This is a genomic window from Hoeflea prorocentri, from assembly GCF_027944115.1.
Taxonomy (GTDB): domain Bacteria; phylum Pseudomonadota; class Alphaproteobacteria; order Rhizobiales; family Rhizobiaceae; genus Hoeflea_A; species Hoeflea_A prorocentri.
Window position 1 is genome coordinate 3,988,494 of the sequence record NZ_JAPJZI010000001.1, and the last position, 22,911, is coordinate 4,011,404.

Below are 22,911 nucleotides of genomic sequence, written 5' to 3' on the forward strand. Positions count from 1 at the left end.
ACAATCTGTAATTTCGTTCCGGCATGGCACGAGACCGCTTTGTCTTCAGGCTTTCGTCTGGTAAAAAACATCACGTGTGGCCGGGCATTCCCCGAACTATCACACCATGGTTAAAGAGCTCTCAACAAGGGGCCGATTGAGGAAATGCCGAATAAAAAAAGACCAAAGGTCTTTATCACCCGCAAACTGCCCGAGCCTGTGGAAACCCGCATGTGCGAGCTGTTCGATGCGGAACTGAACATCGAGGACGCCCCCCGCTCCCAGCATGAGCTGGTCGAGGCGATGAAAACGGCCGACGTGCTGGTGCCGACGGTAACCGACCAGATCGATGCAGCCATGATCGAACAGGCAGGCGAAAGCCTCAAGCTGATTGCCAATTTCGGCAACGGAACGGACAATATCGATGTCGACGCGGCTGCCCGAAAAGGCATTGCCGTTACGAATACACCCAACGTTCTGAGCGAAGACACCGCCGATATGACCATGGCTCTGATCCTCGCCGTGCCTAGGCGGCTGACGGAAGGCGCCAATATTCTCATGGGTGAAGGGCAGTGGAACGGCTGGTCACCCACCTGGATGCTGGGCCACCGGATCTGGGGCAAACGGCTCGGGATTGTCGGCATGGGCAGGATCGGAACAGCCGTTGCGCGACGCGCCAGGGCCTTTGGGTTGTCGATTCACTATCATAACCGCAACCGGGTGGACCCGGTCACGGAAGAGGACCTGGAAGCAACCTATTGGGAAAGCCTCGATCAGATGCTTGCCCGGGTCGATATCGTCTCGGTCAATTGTCCGTCCACGCCGGCGACATTCCATCTTCTGTCCGCCCGCAGGCTGGACCTGCTGCGCCCCGAAGCCTTTATCGTCAACACCGCCCGCGGCGGGATCATCGATGAGGCCGCGCTGGTCAAGAACCTTCAGGAAAACCGCATCGCGGGCGCCGGCCTCGATGTGTTCGAACACGAGCCGGCGGTCAATCCCAAGCTTGTGAGGCTGGCGGAGCAGGGCCGGGTGGTCATTTTGCCGCATATGGGATCCGCCACTCTGGAAGGGCGCATCGACATGGGCGAGAAGGTAATCATCAATATCCGCACCCTGTTCGACGGCCACCGGCCTCCGGACCGGGTTCTGCCGGGACAGCAATAAGCCCTACGGAACCAGCTCAGCCGCGGGAGCGATAGGTGATTGTGTCGAAGCGCGCGGCGAGCGCGTCGTAGAGAAGGAGACGCCCGATCAGCGGATCTCCGATGCCGGTGATCAGCTTGATGACTTCCATGGCCTGAAGCGTGCCAACCACACCGGTCAACGCTCCGACAAGACCGGCTTCCGCGCAACTCGGCAAAAGGCCGGGCGGCGGCGGCGAGGGGAAGAGATCCCGATAGGACGGGTTGGCGCGGCCCTCGGCATCTTTTTCATAGGGTTTGAGCACTGTCACCGATCCGTCAAACCGTCCAACGGCTGCCGTCACCAGGGGCCGCTTCAGCGCTGCGCACTGATCCGCCATCAGATACCGGGTGTCAAAATTGTCAGACCCGTCGGCCACAATGTCATAGCGCCCGAGAATATCGGCGGCATTTGCCGGATCGATCCTGACGTTGTGCTGTTCCACGCTGACATTGGGGTTGATGCGCGCAATTGCGCCCGCAGCACTTTTGGTCTTTTCCTCGCCAACGGCGCCCGTGTCATGCAACACCTGGCGCTGCAGGTTTGAAAGCGAAACCGTGTCGTCATCGACAACGCCAAGCGTCCCGACTCCGGCCGCGGAAAGATATTCCAGGACGGGAGATCCGAGGCCTCCGGCGCCAATCACCAGCACGCGGGCATTCTTCAGCTTCTGCTGACCGGGTCCGCCGATTTCCGCAAGCACGATATGACGCGCGTAGCGTTCCAGCTCCTGGGGTGTGAGAGGGGCATCATTCATGGTTTTTCAATAACAGGATCAAGCACGGTCGGGTCAAGGCGCAGTGTGAGAGTTTCAGTCCAGCACCTCCACCGCCCCGGCGCTGACCTTGAGATAAAGAGCACGCTCTTCAAGGGCGGAGAACATTGCCCGGTCAGTCCCGGTCATGAAGGCTTGACCGCCCAGAGCATCAACCAGGTCGAACAGGGCCGCCCGCCGGCCTTCGTCGAGATGGGCCGCGATCTCGTCAAGAAGCAGAACCGGAGCGTGGCCGCAAATCTCGGCGGTCAACCGGGCATGTGCAAGCACGAGGCCGATAAGAAGCGCCTTCTGCTCACCGGTCGAACAGCGTTCGGCTTCCATGTCCTTGTCGCGGTGGCGCACCTGAAGGTCGGAGCGATGCGGGCCGGTCAGCGTCCTGCCTGCCGCTGCATCACGCCCGCGCATTTCGGCCAGATGGCCGATCAGCGCTTCTTCCTGATCATCGGCGGTGTCTCCGCCGGTTTCGCCGAGAAAATCGGTTAGCGACAGGTCTGCCTTCGGAAACGGGCCTCCCTCGTCCCGTTCCTCGATCAGCTTTCCGAGCATGGCCACAAGTTCACGACGCGCATGGGCGATGGCGACGGCAAATTCCGCCATCTGCGCCTCGATCCCGCCGAGCCAGGACGGATCCATCCGCCCCTCGGAAAGCAAACGGTTGCGGCTGCGCATGGCGCGCTCGTAATCAAGCACGCGGCGACCGTGACCCGGATCGATTGCCAGCACCTGGCGGTCGAGAAAGCGGCGGCGGTCCGACGCTGAGCCGGTAAACAGGCCGTCCATCGCCGGTGTCAGCCACAGTATGCGCAGGTGATCGAGAAGCTCGTCATTGGTGCGGGCCACTGTCCCGTTGATCTTGAGGCGGCGGCCCGAGCCGCCACCGTCGCCATCCGACCCGGCTGACGTTCCAATATCGACGCTGCCATCCATTCCGTCGAGCGATGCGAAGACCGTAAAGCCGTTTGCCGCACCCTTGCGGACCATCTCCGCATAGGATGCGCGCCGCAGCCCCCTGCCCGGCGACAGCAGGGATACCGCCTCCATGAGATTGGTTTTGCCGGCTCCGTTCTCTCCGGTCAGCACAACGTGGCGCCGGTCGAGATCGAGTGCAAGCTGAGTATAATTTCGAAAGTCGTTGAGTTTCAGACGGGTGAGACAGACGGCGTTCACATCGTCATCCGTGTCACACACGCATGGGCATCAACACATAAAGCGCGCTGTCTTCCGCTACGTCACGCACCAGCGTCGGAGACCCGGGATCGGCAAACAGGAAAACCGCTTCCGCGCCGCTGAACTGGGCCGTGATATCGAGAAGATATTTCGCGTTGAAACCTATCTCCAGATCCTCATTCTTGTAACCGACGGCCAGTTCTTCCGTGGCGCTGCCGGAATCGGGATTGTTGACCGTCAGCGTCAGCAGGCCTTCGGCCAGTGCAAGCTTGACCGCACGGCCCCGTTCGGAGGAAATGGTCGACACACGATCGACCGCTGCGGCAAAAGGTGCGCAATCGACGGTCAGTTCCTTGTCATTGCCCGACGGGATGACACGTTGGTAATCGGGGAAGGTTCCGTCGATCAGCTTGGATGTCAAAAGCACACTGCCGATGGTGAACCTGATCTTGGCCTCCGACACTTCAACCGTCACGGACAGGTCCGGATCGTCAACCAGCTTCTGCAACTCGCCGACGGTTTTGCGCGGCACGATGATGCCGGGCATTCCTTCCGAGCCGGACGGTGCATCGACATCGGCGCGGGCCAGCCTGTGGCCATCGGTCGCAACGGCCCGCAGTTTCAAACCGCCCTCTTCCTCTATCGTGTGCACGAAGATGCCGTTGAGGTAATAGCGCGTTTCCTCTGTGGAAATGGCGAACTGTGTACGGTCGATCAGCATTTTCAGATCGGTCGACTGAAGCCGGAAGGTGTGGCTGAAATCGCCGGCCGTCAAATCCGGAAAATCAGATTCCGGCAGGCACTGCAGCGAGAATTTGGAGCGACCCGATACGACCGACATGCTGCCGCCGTCCGGCTCGACGGCGAGCATGACCTCGGCGCCATCCGGCAGTTTGCGAACGATGTCGTAAAGCAGGTGCGCCGGCACCGTGGTGGAGCCGGCCTGCTCGACATTGGCGGCGGTCGCTTCCGTCACTTCGAGATCAAGATCCGTTGCCTTGAGATCCAGAGACGTGCCGTCGGCTTTCAACAGGACGTTGGACAGGATCGGAATGGTGTTACGCCGTTCGACAACCCGGTGCACATGATTGAGTGATTTCAGCAGATTGGAACGCTCGATGGTTACACGCATGGTTCTAGACACCAAATCCTGTTGCTCTGATTGAGTCCGGCTGTCGCCCGAACTGTGCCCGGCTGCCGGATGATCGACAAGCCGTAGTTCTCGGCGATACCGGGACTTTCATACCGGGACAAGCAAAATGCCAGATTTAACGCACAGTGCGCAAGTTCACCATGCCTGCCTTTTACCGGGAAAACCGGCTTTCTGGGGATAAAGTGAACCCGAGGCTGTTGTTTGCGCAAAAGAAACGGGCTCCGCTGCAGCGGAGCCCGCATTCGGACAGCAATGGCTCGAAAGATCGTCGCTTATTCGCTGATCAGACGGCGCAGAAGCTCAACCTCATGGGAAAGCTTGGTATCCTGCTCAAGAAGACCTTCGATCTTTCTGACCGCATGAAGGACGGTTGTGTGATCGCGTCCGCCGAAGCGCCGGCCAATCTCCGGGAAGGAGCGCGGCGTCATGGTCTTGGACAGGAACATGGCGATCTGCCGGGGCTTCACGATGGTGCGCGTACGCCTGTTGGAGATCATTTCCTGGCGCGACACATTGTAGTGGCGTGAAACGATACGCTGGATATCTTCGATGCGGACACGCTTGGGTTCACCGGCATTGACCAGATGCCCGAGCAATTCATCGACCCGGTCAATCGAAAGAGACGGTTCGAAGGAGCGGCGGAACAGGAGCTGGTTGAAGGCTCCCTCAAGCTCCCGGCCGCTCGACGTCACGTGCCGTGCCACATGAGCGAGGATTTCGGTCGGAATATCGAGGGAACTATCCTCCTGCTGTGCGGCGGCGAGACGACGTTTGAGAATTTCGAGCCGCATCTCGTAATCAGGCGCCTCGATTTCTATGGCAACGCCGCCCTGCAATCGGGAACGCACCCGCGCATCAAGCGACTCCAGCTCCCAAGGGGCGCGGTCCGCAGCGACGACAACCTGACGGGCCGAATCCAGTAACATATTGAGAAGATGACAGAATTCATGCTGTATCGACTTGCCCTGGAGGAACTGCATATCGTCGATCACAAGCAGGTCGATATTGCGCAGCGACTCCTTGAAAGACAGAGCATCATTGTCACGGATAGCCGTTGCAAAACGCCACATGAAGTATTCAGCGGTCAGATAGACAACCCGCGGCTTGCGCTCGCTCTCATTTGCGGCAAGTGCGATGGCCTGCAGGAGGTGTGTCTTTCCCAGACCGACATTTGAGTGAATAAAGAGCGGGTTGAAGCGCACGGCGCTGCTGCCGGCTTCGGCAATCGTCTTGGCTGCCGCCAGGGCGACCCTGTTTGAAGACCCTTCCACGAAAGTGCCAAAGGAATAACGTCCATCCAGCGGCGAGCCGGAAACAGAATTGCCTTCTGCCGGTCGCATCTGTGTCTGTTTCGCCTTGGCAACGGCGCGCGGCATACACGGAGCCTTTCCAGCCTGCGCGTTTGCGCCCGTTGATTGCTGCACATCCGAGATTTCCGACGATTGGATAAGCCGGTTTCCGCGCGTTGCGGAACGCACAACGATTTCGACCTTGTCGATAGCGCCGTTCTCCTCGGAAAAGAGCTGGGTCAAAAGATCCAGATAGCGATTGTTGATCCAGGACCTCAGAAAGGTCGTGGGTACCGAAAGACGCACATTACTATTCGATATGGATTCCAATTTGAGCCGGCCGAACCAGCTCGAAAATACGTCAGGACCGACCTGCGCCTTCAGCCGGGTCTGAACCCGTCCGAAGAGTACGTCATTCGCCATGTTTGATTTCCCCGTCTCCGTCGATGGATCGGCCTTGCTGCTGGCAGGAGGTGGTGCGGCATTCCTGGTCGCCCGCATATCCATGCGCACCTGTACTCCCGATAGTCCTCGCATCTAGCCTTCTCCTGTGTCGTTTTTATTGCCGGCCAAAACGGCCGAACTTGCTGTTTTACGAACAAACCCCAAACTTTACTGAGTACTGACCCCTTTCTGTCTCCGTCAGAGCTACCGCGTCTGGCCGCACAAGGTGCTACGGATCACCTGGCGCGTCCTGCTCCCGGTCAATGTGCATCCAAAAAAACGCACAAATGTCCCCTTGCCCGGGCCAACAAGCCCGAGCGACGACCGGGAAATTTAGATGAATCGTGCCGCTGAATGCGAGCACTGCATTGAGGATGAAAACATGAAAACGACTGCGATATGCAGCGGCTTTCGATAATCAGAACTTAACTGTTTGCGACCTCCATGCAGGCGCATTAAGGCAACGTTAACGCTCTGAGGTCAAGGCACGCTCAGCGAAGAATCCGACGAGCTGAGCCGTTGGATGCCATGCGGCTTAGACGTGCATCCTGTGCGCCTTGGCATAACGCATTTGGAATCAACGGCTTTTTTGAGAGGCGGGCAACACGGCAACATCAAAAAGAAAAAAAGAAAAAAAACCGCTTGACTCGAATTTGGATCAGAGAGTTCTCCAACGGTGCGACAGTGATTTTCATTCCTCTTATAAGTACTTGTTTTTTATATTAAATACTTGTTTTTAAATTTGCCGCGCGCGGGCGAATATTACAGTGATATTACAACGACATCACGCCACGAGAAAAGCCCGGCCAAAGGCCAGGCTCATGAAGATCAGGCTAAATGATTGCAATTAGGCGCTGATTGCCTTTACGCGGCGTGCCAGGCGCGAAACTTTCCGCGATGCGGTGTTGCGGTGAACGACGCCCTTTGTAGCGGCGCGCATCAATTCAGGCTGCGCCTTGCGAAGAGCGTCCGCCGCCGCGTCCTTGTCGCCGGAGGCGATGGCCTCTTCGACCTTGCGGATGAAACCGCGAACTCTCGAGCGGCGGTTCTTGTTGACTTCAGTGCGCCGGGCGATCTTGCGGGTCGCCTTTTTTGCCGAGGCTGTGTTGGCCATCGATTTCTCTCTTTGCGTTCCTGCATCACTCCACATCGACTGTTCGGGCTTGAATAGCCCGCAAGTAACGCGACAGGAGCTGAAAAAATTGAGGTGGCCACATGGGCCACCAAATCCGTGCCGGGCATATAGCCGGAAAGTCCGGTGCCGTCAACGGTTCTTGAACTGCGCTTTGCGTTTCTCGGAGAATGCGGTCATACCTTCCTTCTGGTCCTCAGTCGCAAACAGCGAATGGAACAGGCGGCGCTCAAAAAGAATACCTTCCGCAAGCGTCAATTCGAAGGCACGGTCGACGCTTTCCTTGGCCATGCGGACCGATGGCTGGGAAAACCCTGCGATGGTTTCGGCAGCCTTGATCGCCGTCTCGATCAACTCGTTTGCGGGAACGATGCGGGCGACGAGACCAGCGCGTTCCGCCTCCTCGGCATCCATCATCCGGCCGGTCAGGCACAGGTCCATTGCCTTGGCCTTGCCGACCGCGCGCGTCAGCCGCTGGGTGCCGCCCATTCCCGGAATTGTTCCAAGCGTGATTTCCGGCTGTCCGAACCTGGCCGTATCGGCGGCGATGATGAAATCGCACATCATGGCAAGCTCGCAACCGCCGCCCAGCGCATAGCCCGCCACGGCGGCGATCATCGGCTTGCGAACAGTGCTGACATCATTCCAGCCGCCGATGAAATCGCGCATATAGGCGTCGACAAAATCCAGCGCCTGCATCTCCTTGATGTCAGCGCCGGCGGCAAACGCCTTTGCGGAACCGGTTATGACCACCGCACCAATCTTTGCATCCCGGTCAAACGCCTGAAGCGCCTCGAGCAACTCGGCCATCAGGGTCGAGTTGAGCGCATTGAGCGCTTTCGGGCGGTCCAAGGTGACAAGGCCCACGCCGCCACGGGTTTCGACCTTGATGGTTTCGTATGTCATCTTCGATTTCCTTCCTAAAAATGCATGACGCGGCCGCTCAACGCTGGCAGGCCGGACAGAAGAATGTCGAGCGCCCGCTCTGGACGATACGCCGGATATATCCCCCACAGCCGGACCGGGCGCAAGGCTCTCCCTCCCGGTCGTATGTGCTGAAACTGTGCTGGAAATAGCCGAGTGTTCCGTCGGCCTGACGATGATCGCGCAATGACGAGCCGCCTGCGGCAATCGCCGCATCGATGACCGCGCGGATGGCACGGGTCAGGTCCTCCAGCCGCGCTACGGGCGCACCGGCGCCGGTGACTAGGGTGCGGGCGGCCCGGCGCGGAGACAAGTGCGCGCGCCACAACGCCTCGCACACATATATATTGCCGAGCCCGGCAATGATTTTCTGATCGAGAAGCGCTGCTTTCAGCGGTGCCTTCTTACCGGCAAAACGCCCGGCCAGATATTGCGCGCTAAGCGCATTGCCCGTCGGCTCGACGCCAAGATCGCGGATCAAGGGGTGATCATCGAGCGCCTCCTCGCTGGTCAGCAGCATGAAGCCGAAACGCCTCGGGTCGTTGTAAATCACGCGGGCTCTGCCGTCCGGCCCGTCCAGTTCGAAGACGACATGATCGTGCTTTTCATCCTTGCTGCGGTCGTGGTGGAATTGTCCGGGCGTGCCGGCATCAGCCACATGATAGGAGCCGGACATGCCAAGGTGCGATATAAGGACGCTTTCATCGTCGAAATGGACAAGAAGATATTTGGCGCGGCGGCGCAAAGACACAATGCGGCGGCCTTCCAGGCGCTCGGCGAAATTCTCCGGCAGCGCAAAACGCAGATCGGGGCGGCGCTGTTCGAGGCGGCGCAGCACGGCGCCCTCCATCGCCGGCTGCAGGCCGCGGCGAACCGTTTCGACTTCGGGCAATTCTGGCATCGGGCCTCGTTGCGTTGGCTTTCGGATGGAGTTGACCTATAAGCGGCGCGACTTTGCCGCACCGCATCGCGCACCAGCCTGATAGCGCATCTTTGTGCCTTAGGCTATTGTTCGGGCCGAATTGAGTACCGGGGTTCCTATCATGTCCGAAACACGCATATCAGCCGCCGGTGGAATGGAAACATCCTACGGATTTACCGATGTCGGCCAGGGCGAAAAACAGGGCCTCGTCGACAATGTCTTTCATGGTGTGGCGAGACGTTATGACATCATGAATGACGTAATGTCGCTGGGCATGCATCGCCTTTGGAAAGATGCGATGATCAATGCCCTCAATCCTCGCAAGGACAGCGATTACAAGACGCTTGATGTCGCCGGAGGCACGGGCGATATCGCCTTCAGGATTGTTGAAGCGTCCGACCGTCTGGCCGGCGTGACCGTCCTCGACATCAACGGCTCGATGCTGGATGTCGGACGGCAGCGGGCGGAAAAGAAGAAACTCGCCGACCGTCTCGAATTCGTCGAAGCCAATGCCGAAGAGCTGCCGTTTGAAGACAAAAGTTTCGACGCCTACACGATCGCCTTCGGCATCCGCAACGTGCCGCGCATCGACAAGGCATTGAGCGAAGCGCACCGGGTCTTGCGGCGCGGCGGCCGGTTCCTGTGCCTGGAATTCTCGGATGTCGACATGCCGATTATGGAGAAGGTCTACGATGCCTGGTCCTTTAATGCCATTCCGCAATTCGGGCGGGCGATCACCGGAGACAGCGAACCCTACCGTTACCTGGTGGAATCAATCCGCAAATTTCCAGACCAGCGCAATTTCGCCGCGATGATCGAAGCGGCGGGTCTATCGCGGGTCAAGTGGACCAACTATACCGGCGGCATCGCCGCCCTTCATTCGGGCTGGAAGCTCTAAACATCGTCAACGCAACCCAGGCATCCGGCAGATCATGACCAATGTCCTCGCCTATTTCCGATTGATGCGCGCCGGCTGGGTGATGGCCCGGGAGGGCGTTATCGCCTCCCTGCCGGCCGACGGGCTGCACGGGCCGGCCCGCGCGGCTCACGGACTTGCTTCCGCGATCGCCCGGCGCCGTGCGCAACGCACCGACCGCGCGGAGCGGCTGGCACGGGCTGTCGAGCGGCTCGGACCTTCCTATGTGAAACTCGGTCAGTTTCTTGCGACGCGGCCCGATGTTGTCGGACGGACCCTTGCCCAGGATCTTTCGCTGCTTCAGGACCGGATGGACACGTTCCCGATGGCATCGGCCGAGGAGCGCATCGTCGAGTCGATCGGACGTGAAATCGACGATCTTTATGTGCGCTTCGATCCGCCGATCGCCGCCGCTTCCATCGCCCAGGTCCATCCGGCCGAGGTCAGGAACGAAACCGGCACCCGCAAAGTGGCGGTCAAGGTGGTGCGCCCGGGGATCCGGCAGCGCTTTTACCGCGATCTCGATGCCTTCTATCTGGTCGCCCGGCTTGCTGAAAGACTGGTGCCGGCAACACGGCGACTACGGCCCGTCGATGTTGCACGTACACTTGAGCAGACGACGAAGATCGAAATGGACTTCCGGCTCGAGGCCGCGGCGCTGTCGGAGCTGGCTGAGAATACGAAAGACGATCCGGGCTTTCGCGTGCCGACCGTCGACTGGGAACGAACCGGGCGCGACGTCGTCACGATGGAATGGATCGACGGCATCAAGATCGCCGACCTTGACGCGTTACGCGATGCCGGGCTCGACCTTCCACACCTCGCGGAGGTTCTGATCCAGTCCTTCCTGCGTCATACCTTGCGCGACGGTTTCTTTCATGCCGACATGCATCAGGGCAATCTCTTCGTCGATCCGAACGGAATCATTGTCGCGGTGGATATGGGTATTGTCGGCAGGCTCGGCAGAAAGGAGCGCCGCTTCCTGGCGGAAATCCTCTACGGCTTTATCAAGCGGGACTATCGCCGCGTGGCTGAAGTGCATTTTGAAGCCGGCTATGTTCCCGCCCATCATGACGTGGCAAGTTTCGCCCAGGCCATCCGCGCGATCGGCGAGCCGATCCACGGGCAATCCGCCGAAACCATATCAATGGCCAAGCTTCTGACTCTGCTTTTCGAGGTGACCGAGCTGTTCGACATGGAGACGCGGCCGGAACTGATCATGCTACAGAAGACCATGGTTGTCGTCGAGGGGGTCGCGCGCCTGCTCGATCCGCATTTCAACATGTGGAAAGCCTCCGAACCCGTTGTCGGGGACTGGATTATGCGCAATCTCGGCCCGGCACGCATTGTGACCGACGTGAAAGACGGGCTGCAGGCTGCGGCCCGGCTTGCCGAACAGGCCCCCGTGCTTGCGGCGCGCGCCGAGCGTTTGTCGCAGGAGATGGATGAGATGGCTAAAAGCGGGCTTCGTTTCGACCCCGAAACGGCAGAGCATATCGGAAAAGCGGAGGCGCGCCACTCCAGATCCGGCCGTATTGCGCTATGGGTGATTGCATTGACAGCAATCTATATTGCTTTCCAAATCTGATTTGCAATCAATGAAATCATTGTGGTAGAATATTGGCCAGGGAGACCGCCATGGCCAGTATTACCATCCGCAACCTAGATGATGCGACGAAGCAGTCCTTGCGCGAGCGCGCTGCCCGCAATGGCCGTTCCATGGAAGAAGAGGTGCGTCACCTGCTGCGTGACGCATCAGTTACAGAGGTCGAAGCTTCAACTGAATTCAACCCGCAAGAAGCGGTGGTCGACGGCATCTTAGCCGACAAAGATATCCTGCTGATCATTACGGGCGGGATTGCCGCTTACAAATCGCTCGACCTGATCAGGCGCCTGAGGGAACGCGGTGCGAATGTGCGACCGATCATGACAAAGGGCGCGATGGAATTTATCACCCCGCTTTCCGTCGGAGCCCTGTGCGCAGACCACGTGTTCACAGAGCTCTTCTCGCGCGAAGATGAGCAGGATGTTGGTCATATCCGCCTTGCACGCGGCAGCGATCTGATCATCGTCGCGCCTGCGACGGCTGATTTCATCGCCAAGGCAGCGCACGGGCTTGCCGACGATCTTGCCTCCACGGTGATCCTTGCAAGCGACCGCCCGATACTCATCGCCCCTGCGATGAATCCGGTCATGTGGTCGGCACCGGCACAGCAGCGCAATATCAAGCAGGTGCAAGATGACGGCGCCCATATCGTCGGCCCGGCATCCGGCGAGATGGCCGAAAGCGGCGAAGCGGGAAAAGGCCGGATGGCCGAGCCGCTGGATATCGTGGCGGCGGCAGCCCGTCTCCTTGACGACCGGCCGAAGCCTTTGTCCGGAAAGACGGCGATTGTGACGTCGGGCCCCACGCATGAGCCGATTGATCCGGTGCGGTATATCGCCAACCGGTCCTCCGGCAAGCAGGGGCACGCCATTGCCGCGGCCCTCGCATCACTCGGCGCGCGCGTTACGCTGGTATCCGGTCCTGTGACCATTGGCGACCCGCCGGGCGTGTCGACCGTGCATGTGGAAAGTGCCCGCGAGATGCTGAAGGCCGTCGAAAAACATTTGCCCGCGGATATTGCCGTCATGGTCGCGGCGGTCGCGGATTGGCGCACAGCCGGCGAATCCGGCGAGAAGATCAAGAAGAAAAAGGGCGAACAGCCTCCAGCGCTGAAACTGACCGAGAACCCGGACATCCTCAAAACCGTGGGTCATCACCAGCACCGCCCCGGCCTTGTTGTCGGCTTCGCGGCGGAAACGCAAAACCTGATCGACAATGCCCGCGCGAAACTCGAGCGCAAGGGCGCCGATTTCATTGTCGCCAATGATGTGTCTCCGGAGACAGGCATCATGGGCGGCGACAGGAACAATGTGCGCATTGTCACGGCGGATGGCGTTGAGGACTGGCCGGAAATGGACAAGCGGAACGTGGCGAACCGGCTCGCCCAGGAGATCGCCAGAAGGTTTTAGGTACGTCCTGTCTAAACAGCGATAGCACGCGGCGAAACAGCGGGACGGAACGGCGCAACATCAATGCCGGCATCGGTGACGCTGACGAAACTGCCGGCCGGAATTTCCGACCATCGGTGCGTGTCTTCGTCAAACGGCTCCGAAACCAGGCAATAACTATCGTGCGCGTGACCTGTCATGCGGCCACTATAAAGTGTCGGCGCAAATTTGTCGGTCGCAAAGCGCACGCAATAGAGCGATGCGCCATCGCTCAACGCGGCGGTGAATCTTATCAGAGGCTGTAGCCCCAGCGCCTGCGCGCGGGAGATCACGAATCCGATGGCTGCCTCGAGCGCTTGCTTCGGATGATCTTCAAGACCGAACTCCAGCGCCAGCAGAAACAGCAGCTCCGAATCGGTCGAGCCCTTGCGCGCCGAATAAAGCTGGTCATCGAGCCTCGCCTCGAGGACTCTTTCAAGACGCTCGAAATGGCTGAGCTGGCCGTTATGCATGAAAGACCATCGACCATGGACAAAGGGATGGCAGTTGTCGCGCGTTGTGCGGCCTGCCGTCGACGCCCTGATATGGGCAAGGAACAGCGGCGAAGCAATCTGCCGGGCCAAAGAGCGCAAATTGTCGTCCGACCATGCCGGCAGAATATCCCGATAATGACCGGGTTCATCCCGCTCGCCATACCAGGCGATACCGAAACCATCGCCATTGGTGGCGGTTTTGGCTTCCGTTGCGCATTGCGACTGGTCAATGAGCGAATGCGCGGGCGACGTGACGAGGTCTTCCAGAAAACATTGTGCACCACGGTATGCGACCCAGCGGCACATAATCAGGATCCCAGCCCGTCGACATGACGGCGATGCACCGTGGCAAAGACAAAGACACGCATCGGGCGGCTAGCTGCGATTGTGCATGCGATGATGCATCTCGCCGATCATGTTGCTGGCTGTCTTTTCGAACAGAAATGGCAGAAACGCATGAACAAGCGCAGCACATCCGGCGGCAAACAGCCGCACGGAGAAGCCGGCGGCAAAACGCATGTGCTGGAAATAGGTCTCATCGACCGATTGCGGGTGTTCGGTGAACAGACGCGTGAGCGGTTTGGCCATGGCCCTATCCCTTCGATGTTGTTTTCTTATCCGCAAATGATAGTCCGCAATTTTCGGGAAATGTTCCCGAAATTGTTCGTATTTTGGTTATTTATGGGATATATGTCTCACTCATGCGTAAATTGGACGAATTTGATCTCAAGATCCTAGATGAATTGCAAAAAGACGGCAGCCTGTCGGTCGAATCGCTGGCCGAAAAGGTCCACCTGTCGCGCAATGCCTGCTGGCGGCGGGTCAAGGCGCTTGAAGAACACGGCGTAATCCGCGCACGGGTTGCACTGGTCGATCCCGAGCAGATCGGCTGCGGACTGGCGGTTTTCATCTTTGTGCGCACGGCCAATCACGATCCCGACTGGCTTGAGCGGTTCCGCGCGGCGGTGGTGAGCCTGCCTGAAATTACCGGCGTGCACCGCACGAGCGGCGAGCTCGATTATGTGCTGCGCGCCCGTGTTGCCGATGTCAAATCCTATGACCGCCTCTATCAGCGCCTGATCGCCAAGGTACCGCTCTCCGATGTCAGTGCTTCCTTCGTCATGGAGGACATCAAGGACACGACGGCTCTTCCGACTATCCCCACAATATGAACAGGTATCGGCCCGGCGTCTTTGTGCATTGAACAGTGCGTCATCGCGGCTATACCTGTTTCGCCGCGCCGATGGCCTATATTGGAGGCTCAAAAGGAGCCACTGCGATGTCTATCCGCCCCGTCAAACAGATTTCGACCGCTACGCCGACCATGGAAGGAGCCGGCGTCAAACTGCACCGGGCCTTCGGCTTCGATGATCCGACGCTTGCCGACCCGTTCCTCCTGTTCGACGATTTCCGCAACGATCGCCCTCAGGACTATCTCGCCGGCTTTCCCTGGCACCCGCATCGCGGTATCGAGACGATCACCTACGTGCTCGCCGGTGCGGTGGATCATGGCGACAGTCTCGGCAATCAGGGATCGCTCGGCGCCGGAGACGTGCAATGGATGACCGCCGGCAGCGGCATCATGCATCAGGAAATGCCCAAGGGTGATGCGCAGGGCCGCATGCACGGCTTCCAGCTCTGGGCAAACCTGCCCTCGTCACTGAAGATGACCGACCCGCGCTATCAGGACATCAAGGCCGCAGATATTCCGGAAGTGATCGACGATGACGGCACGGTCGTGCGCATTGTCTGCGGCGACTTCTGGGGAAAAGCCGGGCCCGTCGACGGCGTGTCCGCCGATCCGCTTTATCTCGATGTTTCCGTCGCGCCGGGCAAACGCAAGACCCTGCCGGTCGATACCTATCGCTCTGCCTTCGCTTATATCTTTGCCGGATCCGGAACGTTTTCGGGCGCCTCAAAGCCCTTCGGCGTGTTGACGGAAAAGGAAATCGGCGGTGAAGAGATCCTTCTGCGCGATCAGACCGGCGACAGGACGCTTGTCGTCTTCGACACCGGAGATGAGGTGACAGTTCAGGCCGGCGAGGAAGGCATTCGCTTTCTGCTGGTGTGCGGCAAACCCATACAGGAGCCGGTCGCCTGGCATGGACCCATCGTCATGAACACACGCGAAGAGCTGGTTCAAGCGATCCAGGAACTGCAATCGGGCTCGTTCATAAGGAGCTAGAGCGTGACCGCCAATCCGGTGTGCGGCGAGACCTTGCCGTCACGCAGGTCGTCGAAGAGACCGGCAATATCGGCAAGGCCTTCGGTCGTCTCGTAGGTCAGCCAGTCATTGCTCCGTTCGGCAGCCGATTGCCAGAACGCGAGGGCGCGTTTTTCGAACTCGCCCTTGCCCCACTCACCCGCACGCTTCTGGATATGGCCCGGGGCGAAGAACATATGGCTGCGTTCGCGAATGAAGCCGGGTCCCGGTCCGAATTCCGACCAATGGGTGACGCCGACATTTGAGCAGTAGCGCATATTGTCTCCAAGATGGGCATGCAGTTCCGAAAGCACCGAGCCCGATCCGGACATATCGACAATGGCAGTGGGTTTGGCGGCGTCGACCGCTTCGATCTCATCGTATGACAACACCGTATCGTACAGCCCGAGCGAGCGGACGAGATCGAGATTCCGGGCTGATGTCATGCCGATGCTGGCGGGGGCGCGCTCGTCATCGGTCAGTGCATAGGCAAGACCGATCGCCGTTTTGCTGGACGCGCTGATGACCATGATCTGCTCGGCTCCGAACCAGTCATTGTCGGTAAGGAAATCGTGCAGACAGAAGGACGTCGCATAAAGCGGATGCAGCACCATGCGAGCGCTGTCCAGTGCACGATCATAATCCGGCTGACCCGTGAGACGTACATAGGAGTTGTAGACCGGTGGCAGGGCGGACCGGTGCTTCGATCCATCGAATATCCGGGTTTCGCTGACCTTTTGCGGCCGCATCACCAGATGCGTCGCCATCGAGAAATAGCCGTAAAGCCGCTCGCCCTCGGGCACCTCCGCCGCGTTCGAGGCAACCACATCAGCAAAACCCCAGACGGGGATAATACCCCAGCGGCCATCGTCATCATTCAGCGGCGGAAAGAAATTCCAGTAGCCGATGCGCTCGCCGACGACCCCGTAGGTGATGTTGTTGGCCGTCAGTCCAAACCGGTCGACCTTGAGCAGGATTTCCCCGTCAGCCAAATCCGGAGCATCGGCCTCGACCAGACGGTGATTTGAAAGATCGTCCTTGCGGACCTGAAACTGCATCATGGCCATTGCTCCTGGAACCGGGATCACGCCGCCTTTTGTGGATGATATTCCTTGACGTGGGCAAATTGTATGGCAGGCCAGCGTTCGGCTTCATAATTCAATGAAAAGCCGTCAGAGGCCAGAAAGACCGCATCGCCATCGAGATCGCGGGCGATATCGCCGCGCTTGGCGTTGATGAATTTCTCGACCTCGACATCATTCTCGGCCGAGATCCACCGGCAGACACTGAACCGCGCCGTCTCGAAACTGACCGGCAGGCCGTATTCCGCTCTCAGTCTTTCCTTCAGAACATCAAGCTGCAGCGCGCCGATCACACCGACAATGGCAGGCGAGCCGTCCTCCGGCGAAAAGAGCTGAACGACACCCTCCTCGGCCATCTGCTGCAGCGCCTCTTTCAGTTTTTTTGCCTTCATGGCGTCTTCCAGCCGCACTCGACGCAGGATCTCCGGCGCAAAGTTCGGCACGCCTTCAAAGACAATATCCTCGCCCTCCGTCAGCGTATCGCCGATGCGCAATGTGCCATGGTTGGGAATGCCGACCACATCGCCGGCATAGGCATCGTCGGCAAGCTGGCGCTGATGGGCAAAAAAGAACTGGGGCGCCGAAAGACCGAGCGTTTTTCCGGTGCGCGAGAGGCGGGCTTTCATGCCACGCTGCAGGCGTCCAGAGCAGACGCGCACAAAGGCGATCCGGTCACGGTGATTGGGGTCCATATTCGCCTGGATCTTGAAAACAAAGGCGGACATTTTCGGGTCCGTTGCCTTGACGAGGCGATCGCCGGCCTTCTGGGCACGGGGCTGCGGCGCATATTTGCCGAGCGCGTTGATCAGGTCGCGCACGCCGTAATTGCGCAGCGCCGAACCAAAATAGACAGGCGTCAAATGGCCTTCCCTGAAGGCCTCCAGATCGAAGGGACGGCAGGCCTCTATGGCAAGCGCCGTCTCCTCGATGAACGTGTCGCGGTCGTTTTCCGGCAACAATCCGGCGGCGCTGTCGGCCTCCGGTCCGTTGACCTTGGTGACTTCTTCCTCGCTGTCCTGACGGCGCACGGCATTGTCGGCGAGGTGATAGGTGCCGGCGAAGGTCCGGCCCCGGCCGATGGGCCAGGTCATCGGCGCGGTGTCGAGCGCCAGCTTTTCCTCGACCTCGTCGAGGATTTCGAACGGGTCCCGGCTCTCGCGGTCCATCTTGTTGACGAAGGTGACGATGGGAATATCGCGCAGCCGGCAGACCTCAAAAAGTTTCAGCGTGCGCGGCTCGATACCCTTTGCGGCATCGATGACCATGATCGCCGCATCGACCGCAGTCAGCGTTCGGTAGGTGTCGTCGGCAAAATCCTCGTGGCCGGGCGTGTCGAGCAGGTTGAAGACATGGTCGCCATATTCAAAGGTCATCACCGATGTGACGACCGAAATGCCGCGGTCGCGCTCGATCTTCATCCAGTCCGAGCGGGTCTGCATGCGGTCCTTTTTGGCCTTCACCTCACCGGCGAGCTGGATCGCGCCGCCAAACAGAAGCAGTTTTTCGGTCAAGGTGGTCTTGCCGGCATCCGGGTGCGAGATGATGGCAAAGGTACGCCGCCTTGCGACGGCTTTCGCCAGATGATCGGTCATGCGGAGAAAATCCTGTTGAATTGCAGGTCTTCTAACGCCAGTTTACCGCTGTGGCAATTGACGAAGCTGCGCCTGGCGGCAAGAGTGCGGCATGGCTGCGCAAACCTTTCAATATACGACGATTGACGAGACGGGACCGGTTGTCGGCCTGGTCCGGTTACCACACGGCAGCAGCCTGGCTTTGCCGAGTTACGAGACCGAGGGCGCAGCCGGCATGGATTTGCGCGCGGCGAATGACGAGGCTGCGCCGATCACTCTTGATCCGGGCGCCCGCGTGCTGGTGCCGACGGGCTTTGTCTTTGAAATCCCGCCGGGTTTCGAGGCGCAGATCCGGCCACGCTCCGGCCTTGCCTTCAAACACGGGCTGACATGCCTCAATACGCCCGGCACAATCGACAGCGACTATCGCGGCGAGGTGCAGGTTCTGCTGATCAATCACGGGAGCGAAGCCTTCACCATCGAGCGTGGCATGCGCATTGCACAGATGGTCATCGCACCGGTGGTGCAGGCCCGTATTGAAGAACGAACGCTCGCCGGCGAGACCGGTCGCGGCAGCGGCGGCTTTGGCTCAACGGGACATTAAACGCCGCAAATTTCTTCTAAAGAGCCAGCAATTTTTCTGATTTCTTAGTTTCCCGTTCCATTTATCTTGCGAAACGGGAATTTTCTACTAAATGAAATGGGCATTCAGCATTCCTGACCTCGCCGGTTCTTGCGAGGCAGTTTATGATCGTCACATATTCCATCCATCGATGGGAACCAAGGAGCACAATCATGTCAGAGCACGCAGAGCGCAAACCCGGCCGCGGGCGGGTTTATGAGTCCATCACGCAGACGATCGGCGATACGCCGCTTGTGCGCCTTGGGCGGCTTGCGTCGGAAAACGGGGTCCATGCCAATCTGCTTGCAAAGCTGGAGTTCTTCAATCCGATCGCCAGCGTCAAGGACCGGATCGGCGTCGCCATGATCGAAGCCATGGAACGCGACGGGCTGATCACGCCCGGCAAATCGGTTCTGGTGGAGCCGACCTCCGGCAATACCGGCATCGCTTTGGCCTTTGCGGCAGCCGCCAAGGGATACCGACTGATCCTGACCATGCCGGAATCCATGTCGGTCGAACGCCGCAAGATGCTGGCGCTGCTTGGCGCGGAGCTGGTGCTCACCGAAGCGCCGAAGGGTATGAAGGGCGCCATCGCCAAGGCCGAAGAACTGGCATCCGAGATACCGGATGCGGTGATCCCGCAACAGTTCGAGAACCCCGCCAATCCGCAAATCCACCGTGAGACGACAGCGGAGGAAATCTGGAACGACACCGATGGCGGCGTCGACATTCTTGTCTCCGGCATCGGCACGGGCGGCACGATCACCGGATCAGGTCAGGTTCTGAAGTCGCGCAAGCCGGGGATCAGGATCGTGGCGGTTGAACCGGAGGATTCTCAAGTCCTTTCGGGCGGCGCGCACGCGCCGCACAAGATTCAAGGCATCGGCGCGGGCTTCGTGCCCGGCGTTCTCGACACGGAGATCTATGACGAGATCGTCACCGCTTCGAATGACGAGGCCTTCGAGATGGCCCGGCAGGTGGCGCGGCTTGAAGGCATTCCCGTCGGCATCTCGTCCGGCGCTGCGCTGAGCGCTGCCGTCAAAGTGGGTCAGCGGCCGGGGAACGAAGGAAAGACAATCGTAGTCATCATTCCGTCCTTCGCCGAACGTTATCTTTCGACAGCGCTGTTCGACGGTCTGGACGGCTAGGTCTCAACGCGGCGATCCCGGCCCTTGCATTCGCGCGCCGGGATCGCTACCTAAGCGCCATCAACAACGGAGTTTTTATGCGCGGACGCTTCGAGTCCCGGTAAAGCCCGGTCAAGGAAGACCGGGCGACAATGTGAACACTGCCGCAGGCCATGCCGCGGCGGGTATTTTGTTGCGCATAGACTTCGGACAATCCAATGGACATTTCCAGACCCGAGCAGCGGGTGCTTCACCTGCTCGCTCAAGGCGGCCATATCCTTGTTGAAAAGGATGAACGAGGCCGCATTGTCGACAATTCCTGTATCACACGCGACGGATGGTATTGGAGCGGCTGTTCGCTTGAGCTTTTCAGAAAGCTGAAGCGCCGCCGGCTCATTTCATCCAAGCGTGGCGGCCCGTACACGATCACACAGCTCGGACTAAGACGCGTCCGCTCGCAGGCCGACAATCGATAAGGAAAAGCGCCGCCCTTCTTCGGCGGCGCTTCTTACGCCGCTGCCGCCACGCCCTCGCCCGGCAGGCGGTAGGAGATTGCTTCAGCGATGTGCATGCGGCTGATGTCGTCGGCATCGTCGAGATCGGCGAGCGTACGGGCGACCTTGAGGATGCGATGGTAGGCGCGGGCGGAGAACTTCATCTGCTCGGCGGCATCCTGCAGCAGGCTTGCGGCTGGAGCATCCGGCTGTGCGATCGTTTCGATCAGCGAGGTCGGGCAAAGGGCGTTGGAGGTGACCTGCGGCATGCCGAGGGCGCTGAAACGCTCTGTCTGGCGCTCACGCGCCAGAGCCACGCGTCCTGCCACATCGGCGCTCGTCTCGCTGGCGCCCGGCCGGATGAGATCCGTGGCGGTGACCGCAGGCACGGCAATCCTCAGATCGATCCGGTCGAGCAGCGGTCCGGAGATACGGGCCTGATAATCCGCCTGGCAGCGCGGACCACGGGCGCAGACATGGCCGGGTTCGCCCGCCATGCCGCAGCGGCAGGGGTTCATGGCCGCGACAAGCTGGATGCGTGCCGGGTAACTCACATGATGGTTGGCGCGGGCAATCACGCACTCACCGCCTTCCAGCGGCTGACGCAGGGAATCAAGCACCTGCGGCGTAAACTCGGGAAACTCGTCGAGAAACAGAACGCCGTTATGGGCAAGCGAGACCTCGCCGGGTTTTGCCCTTATGCCGCCGCCGACCATCGCCGCCATCGAGGCCGAATGGTGCGGAGCACGGTAGGGCCGTCGGTCCGACAGCTCGCCACCGGTTAAAAGGCCGGCAATCGAATGGATCATCGAGACTTCAAGAAGCTCTGCCGGAGACAGGGGCGGCAGGATCGAGGGCAGCCGGGCGGCAAGCATCGACTTTCCCGACCCCGGCGGACCGGACATGAGGAGATTGTGAGCGCCGGCCGCGGCCACTTCCAATGCACGCCGCGCCATCTCCTGTCCCTTGATATCGGCAAGATCCGGCAGATCGTCCGGTGCGCCGCGTACGGCGGGCTCAGGACGCGAGAGAACCTGCGTGCCCTTGAAATGATTGGCCATGGCAATAAGGCTGCGCGGCGCGAGAATATCGAGATCGGCGCTTGCCCATGCGGCTTCCGGCCCGCAGTCCGCCGGACAGATCAGCCCCTTTCCCAAGGCATTGGCGCCGATCGCCGCCGGCAGCGCACCGGCCACCGCGGCGATGGTTCCATCAAGCGAGAGTTCGCCGAGCACCACGTAACCGGAGAGTGCATCGGCGGGGATCGCACCCAACGCCGCCATGAGGCCAAGCGCGATGGGCAGATCGAAATGACTGCCTTCCTTCGGCAGATCGGCAGGCGCAAGATTAACCGTGACCTTCTTTGCCGGAAGCGACAGGCCCGACGCATGCAGCGCGGCCTGAACGCGCTCGCGGCTTTCGGCAACCGCCTTGTCAGGCAGGCCGACGATATTCATGCCAACCTTTCCCGGCGCGACCATAACCTGCACATCGACGGGCACGGCGCTTATTCCTTGAAAAGAGACCGTGCTTACGCGCGATACCATCTGCCTCTCCTGCACGTTTTGGCTGCAGAACTTCATACACTATCGCAAAAGCATCAACAAGAACAAAAATAGAACACAGCGCTTACCATTCATTGACCGAGGCCGGGCTTGCGGCTGGACGGGCGTGCGGTAAGAGGATATGTCGGACACGCACCCGCCAGCGGGCGTTTTCGGAACCAGGGCAAACGGGGATCACTCATGACAATCCGGCTTCACAAGGGCGACATCAGCGAGGCTGACGCCGCGCATTATCAGGGCGATATCGCCATCGATACCGAAACGCTCGGCCTGAAACCGCATCGCGACCGGCTCTGTGTCGTCCAGCTTTCGCCGGGCGACGGCACGGCGGATGTAATCCAGATTGCCAAGGGGCAAAAGAAAGCCCCGGTTCTTGCCGCACTTCTGAAGGACCGGAAGAAGACCAAGATCTTCCACTTCGGACGGTTCGACATCGCCGTTCTCCATCACGCGCTCAACATTGCCTGCGAGCCGGTGTTCTGCACCAAGATCGCCTCGCGGCTGACCCGGACCTATACGGACCGGCATGGTCTGAAGGACAATTTGCGCGAACTGCTCGATATCGATATTTCCAAGCAGCAGCAGTCTTCCGATTGGGCCGCAGACGAGTTGAGCGAGGCGCAGCTGGAATATGCCGCTTCGGATGTCCTTTACCTTCACGCCCTGCGCGACCGACTGACGGAGAGGCTGGAGCGGGACGGGCGGGTCAAGCATGCCGATGCCTGCTTCAGGTTCCTGCCGACGCGCGCCCGGCTCGACCTGATCGGCTGGGATGAAACCGATATCTTCGCCCATAGCTGAACCAAGGCCTGTCTCGCAATTTTGAATGGC

22 protein-coding genes are annotated in these 22,911 nt (G+C 59.7%); 10 read left to right on the top strand and 12 right to left on the bottom strand.

From position 1 onward, the window contains the following. Nucleotides 1-144: 144 nt before the first annotated feature. On the top strand, nt 145-1,146 hold the full coding sequence (locus OQ273_RS18755) for a 2-hydroxyacid dehydrogenase (RefSeq protein WP_267992327.1): 1,002 nt from the start codon (nt 145-147) through the stop codon (nt 1,144-1,146). A gap of 16 nt (nt 1,147-1,162) precedes the next feature. Here the strand turns inward: OQ273_RS18755 and moeB are convergent, their stop codons facing one another. The 7 genes from moeB to mutM all read right to left on the bottom strand — a co-directional run bounded on the left by moeB (nt 1,163) and on the right by mutM (nt 8,952). Next, nucleotides 1,163-1,921 carry a molybdopterin-synthase adenylyltransferase MoeB gene (gene moeB, locus OQ273_RS18760; RefSeq protein WP_267992329.1) on the bottom strand — a complete coding sequence of 253 codons (759 nt, stop codon included), beginning with the start codon at nt 1,919-1,921 and terminating at the stop codon, nt 1,163-1,165. Between the two features lie 54 nt (nt 1,922-1,975). Then, entirely contained in the window at nt 1,976-3,109 is a 1,134-nt protein-coding gene (gene recF / locus OQ273_RS18765) for a DNA replication/repair protein RecF (protein ID WP_267992331.1), read from the bottom strand. A 13-nt stretch (nt 3,110-3,122) separates the two neighbouring features. Continuing rightward, nucleotides 3,123-4,241 carry a DNA polymerase III subunit beta gene (dnaN, locus tag OQ273_RS18770; protein WP_267992333.1) on the bottom strand — a complete coding sequence of 373 codons (1,119 nt, stop codon included), beginning with the start codon at nt 4,239-4,241 and terminating at the stop codon, nt 3,123-3,125. Between the two features lie 293 nt (nt 4,242-4,534). Then, nucleotides 4,535-5,974 carry a chromosomal replication initiator protein DnaA gene (gene dnaA / locus OQ273_RS18775; protein WP_425493393.1) on the bottom strand — a complete coding sequence of 480 codons (1,440 nt, stop codon included), beginning with the start codon at nt 5,972-5,974 and terminating at the stop codon, nt 4,535-4,537. An 868-nt stretch (nt 5,975-6,842) separates the two neighbouring features. Further along, nucleotides 6,843-7,109, bottom strand: coding sequence for a 30S ribosomal protein S20 (gene rpsT, locus OQ273_RS18780; protein ID WP_267992337.1), 267 nt, complete (start codon nt 7,107-7,109; stop codon nt 6,843-6,845). 150 nt (nt 7,110-7,259) lie between these two features. After that, nucleotides 7,260-8,033, bottom strand: coding sequence for an enoyl-CoA hydratase (locus OQ273_RS18785; RefSeq protein WP_267992339.1), 774 nt, complete (start codon nt 8,031-8,033; stop codon nt 7,260-7,262). 37 nt (nt 8,034-8,070) lie between these two features. Further along, a complete protein-coding gene (gene mutM / locus OQ273_RS18790) occupies nt 8,071-8,952 on the bottom strand; it encodes a bifunctional DNA-formamidopyrimidine glycosylase/DNA-(apurinic or apyrimidinic site) lyase (protein ID WP_267992341.1) in 882 nt (293 codons plus the stop codon). 142 nt (nt 8,953-9,094) lie between these two features. On the opposite strand from mutM, the gene ubiE reads away from it, so the two are divergent. The 3 genes from ubiE to coaBC are packed head-to-tail and all read left to right on the top strand — an operon-like array spanning nt 9,095 to nt 12,904. After that, nucleotides 9,095-9,871, top strand: coding sequence for a bifunctional demethylmenaquinone methyltransferase/2-methoxy-6-polyprenyl-1,4-benzoquinol methylase UbiE (gene ubiE / locus OQ273_RS18795; RefSeq protein WP_267992343.1), 777 nt, complete (start codon nt 9,095-9,097; stop codon nt 9,869-9,871). 34 nt (nt 9,872-9,905) lie between these two features. Further along, a complete protein-coding gene (ubiB, locus tag OQ273_RS18800) occupies nt 9,906-11,477 on the top strand; it encodes a 2-polyprenylphenol 6-hydroxylase (RefSeq protein ID WP_267992345.1) in 1,572 nt (523 codons plus the stop codon). Between the two features lie 50 nt (nt 11,478-11,527). Further along, nucleotides 11,528-12,904, top strand: a complete 1,377-nt coding sequence (coaBC, locus tag OQ273_RS18805; RefSeq protein WP_267992347.1) for a bifunctional phosphopantothenoylcysteine decarboxylase/phosphopantothenate--cysteine ligase CoaBC — start codon at nt 11,528-11,530, stop codon at nt 12,902-12,904. 11 nt (nt 12,905-12,915) lie between these two features. On the opposite strand, the gene OQ273_RS18810 is transcribed toward coaBC, so the two are convergent. Together OQ273_RS18810 and OQ273_RS18815 are read right to left on the bottom strand one after the other, a co-directional pair. Beyond that, nucleotides 12,916-13,722 (bottom strand): class II glutamine amidotransferase, encoded by an 807-nt coding sequence (locus tag OQ273_RS18810; protein WP_267992349.1) that lies wholly within the window; start codon nt 13,720-13,722, stop codon nt 12,916-12,918. A gap of 69 nt (nt 13,723-13,791) precedes the next feature. After that, complete coding sequence (locus OQ273_RS18815) at nt 13,792-14,004, bottom strand: DUF6356 family protein (RefSeq protein ID WP_267992351.1); 213 nt, start codon at nt 14,002-14,004, stop codon at nt 13,792-13,794. A 113-nt stretch (nt 14,005-14,117) separates the two neighbouring features. On the opposite strand from OQ273_RS18815, the gene OQ273_RS18820 reads away from it, so the two are divergent. Together OQ273_RS18820 and OQ273_RS18825 are read left to right on the top strand one after the other, a co-directional pair. After that, nucleotides 14,118-14,588 (top strand): Lrp/AsnC family transcriptional regulator, encoded by a 471-nt coding sequence (locus tag OQ273_RS18820; RefSeq protein ID WP_267992352.1) that lies wholly within the window; start codon nt 14,118-14,120, stop codon nt 14,586-14,588. Between the two features lie 107 nt (nt 14,589-14,695). After that, nucleotides 14,696-15,601 carry a pirin family protein gene (locus OQ273_RS18825; protein WP_267992353.1) on the top strand — a complete coding sequence of 302 codons (906 nt, stop codon included), beginning with the start codon at nt 14,696-14,698 and terminating at the stop codon, nt 15,599-15,601. Here the strand turns inward: OQ273_RS18825 and OQ273_RS18830 are convergent. Both OQ273_RS18830 and OQ273_RS18835 read right to left on the bottom strand, forming a co-directional pair. After that, on the bottom strand, nt 15,598-16,680 hold the full coding sequence (locus OQ273_RS18830) for a DUF2855 family protein (protein ID WP_267992354.1): 1,083 nt from the start codon (nt 16,678-16,680) through the stop codon (nt 15,598-15,600). The genes OQ273_RS18825 and OQ273_RS18830 overlap by 4 nt on opposite strands. Nucleotides 16,681-16,703: 23 nt before the next feature. Beyond that, nucleotides 16,704-18,293 (bottom strand): peptide chain release factor 3, encoded by a 1,590-nt coding sequence (locus OQ273_RS18835; protein WP_267992355.1) that lies wholly within the window; start codon nt 18,291-18,293, stop codon nt 16,704-16,706. 91 nt (nt 18,294-18,384) lie between these two features. On the opposite strand from OQ273_RS18835, the gene dut reads away from it, so the two are divergent. The 3 genes from dut (at nt 18,385) to OQ273_RS18850 (ending at nt 20,497) form a co-directional block, all read left to right on the top strand. After that, nucleotides 18,385-18,876: a dUTP diphosphatase gene (dut, locus tag OQ273_RS18840; protein WP_267992357.1), complete on the top strand. Its 492-nt coding sequence runs from the start codon at nt 18,385-18,387 to the stop codon at nt 18,874-18,876. Between the two features lie 191 nt (nt 18,877-19,067). Next, a complete protein-coding gene (cysK, locus tag OQ273_RS18845) occupies nt 19,068-20,042 on the top strand; it encodes a cysteine synthase A (protein WP_267992359.1) in 975 nt (324 codons plus the stop codon). 197 nt (nt 20,043-20,239) lie between these two features. Continuing rightward, a complete protein-coding gene (locus OQ273_RS18850) occupies nt 20,240-20,497 on the top strand; it encodes a YjhX family toxin (protein ID WP_267992361.1) in 258 nt (85 codons plus the stop codon). 32 nt (nt 20,498-20,529) lie between these two features. Here the strand turns inward: OQ273_RS18850 and OQ273_RS18855 are convergent, their stop codons facing one another. Next, a complete protein-coding gene (locus tag OQ273_RS18855; protein WP_267992363.1) occupies nt 20,530-22,062 on the bottom strand; it encodes a YifB family Mg chelatase-like AAA ATPase in 1,533 nt (510 codons plus the stop codon). A gap of 198 nt (nt 22,063-22,260) precedes the next feature. Here OQ273_RS18855 and OQ273_RS18860 point away from each other — a divergent pair, with 198 nt between their 5' ends. After that, nucleotides 22,261-22,881 (top strand): ribonuclease D, encoded by a 621-nt coding sequence (locus tag OQ273_RS18860; protein ID WP_267992365.1) that lies wholly within the window; start codon nt 22,261-22,263, stop codon nt 22,879-22,881. Nucleotides 22,882-22,911: the final 30 nt, after the last annotated feature.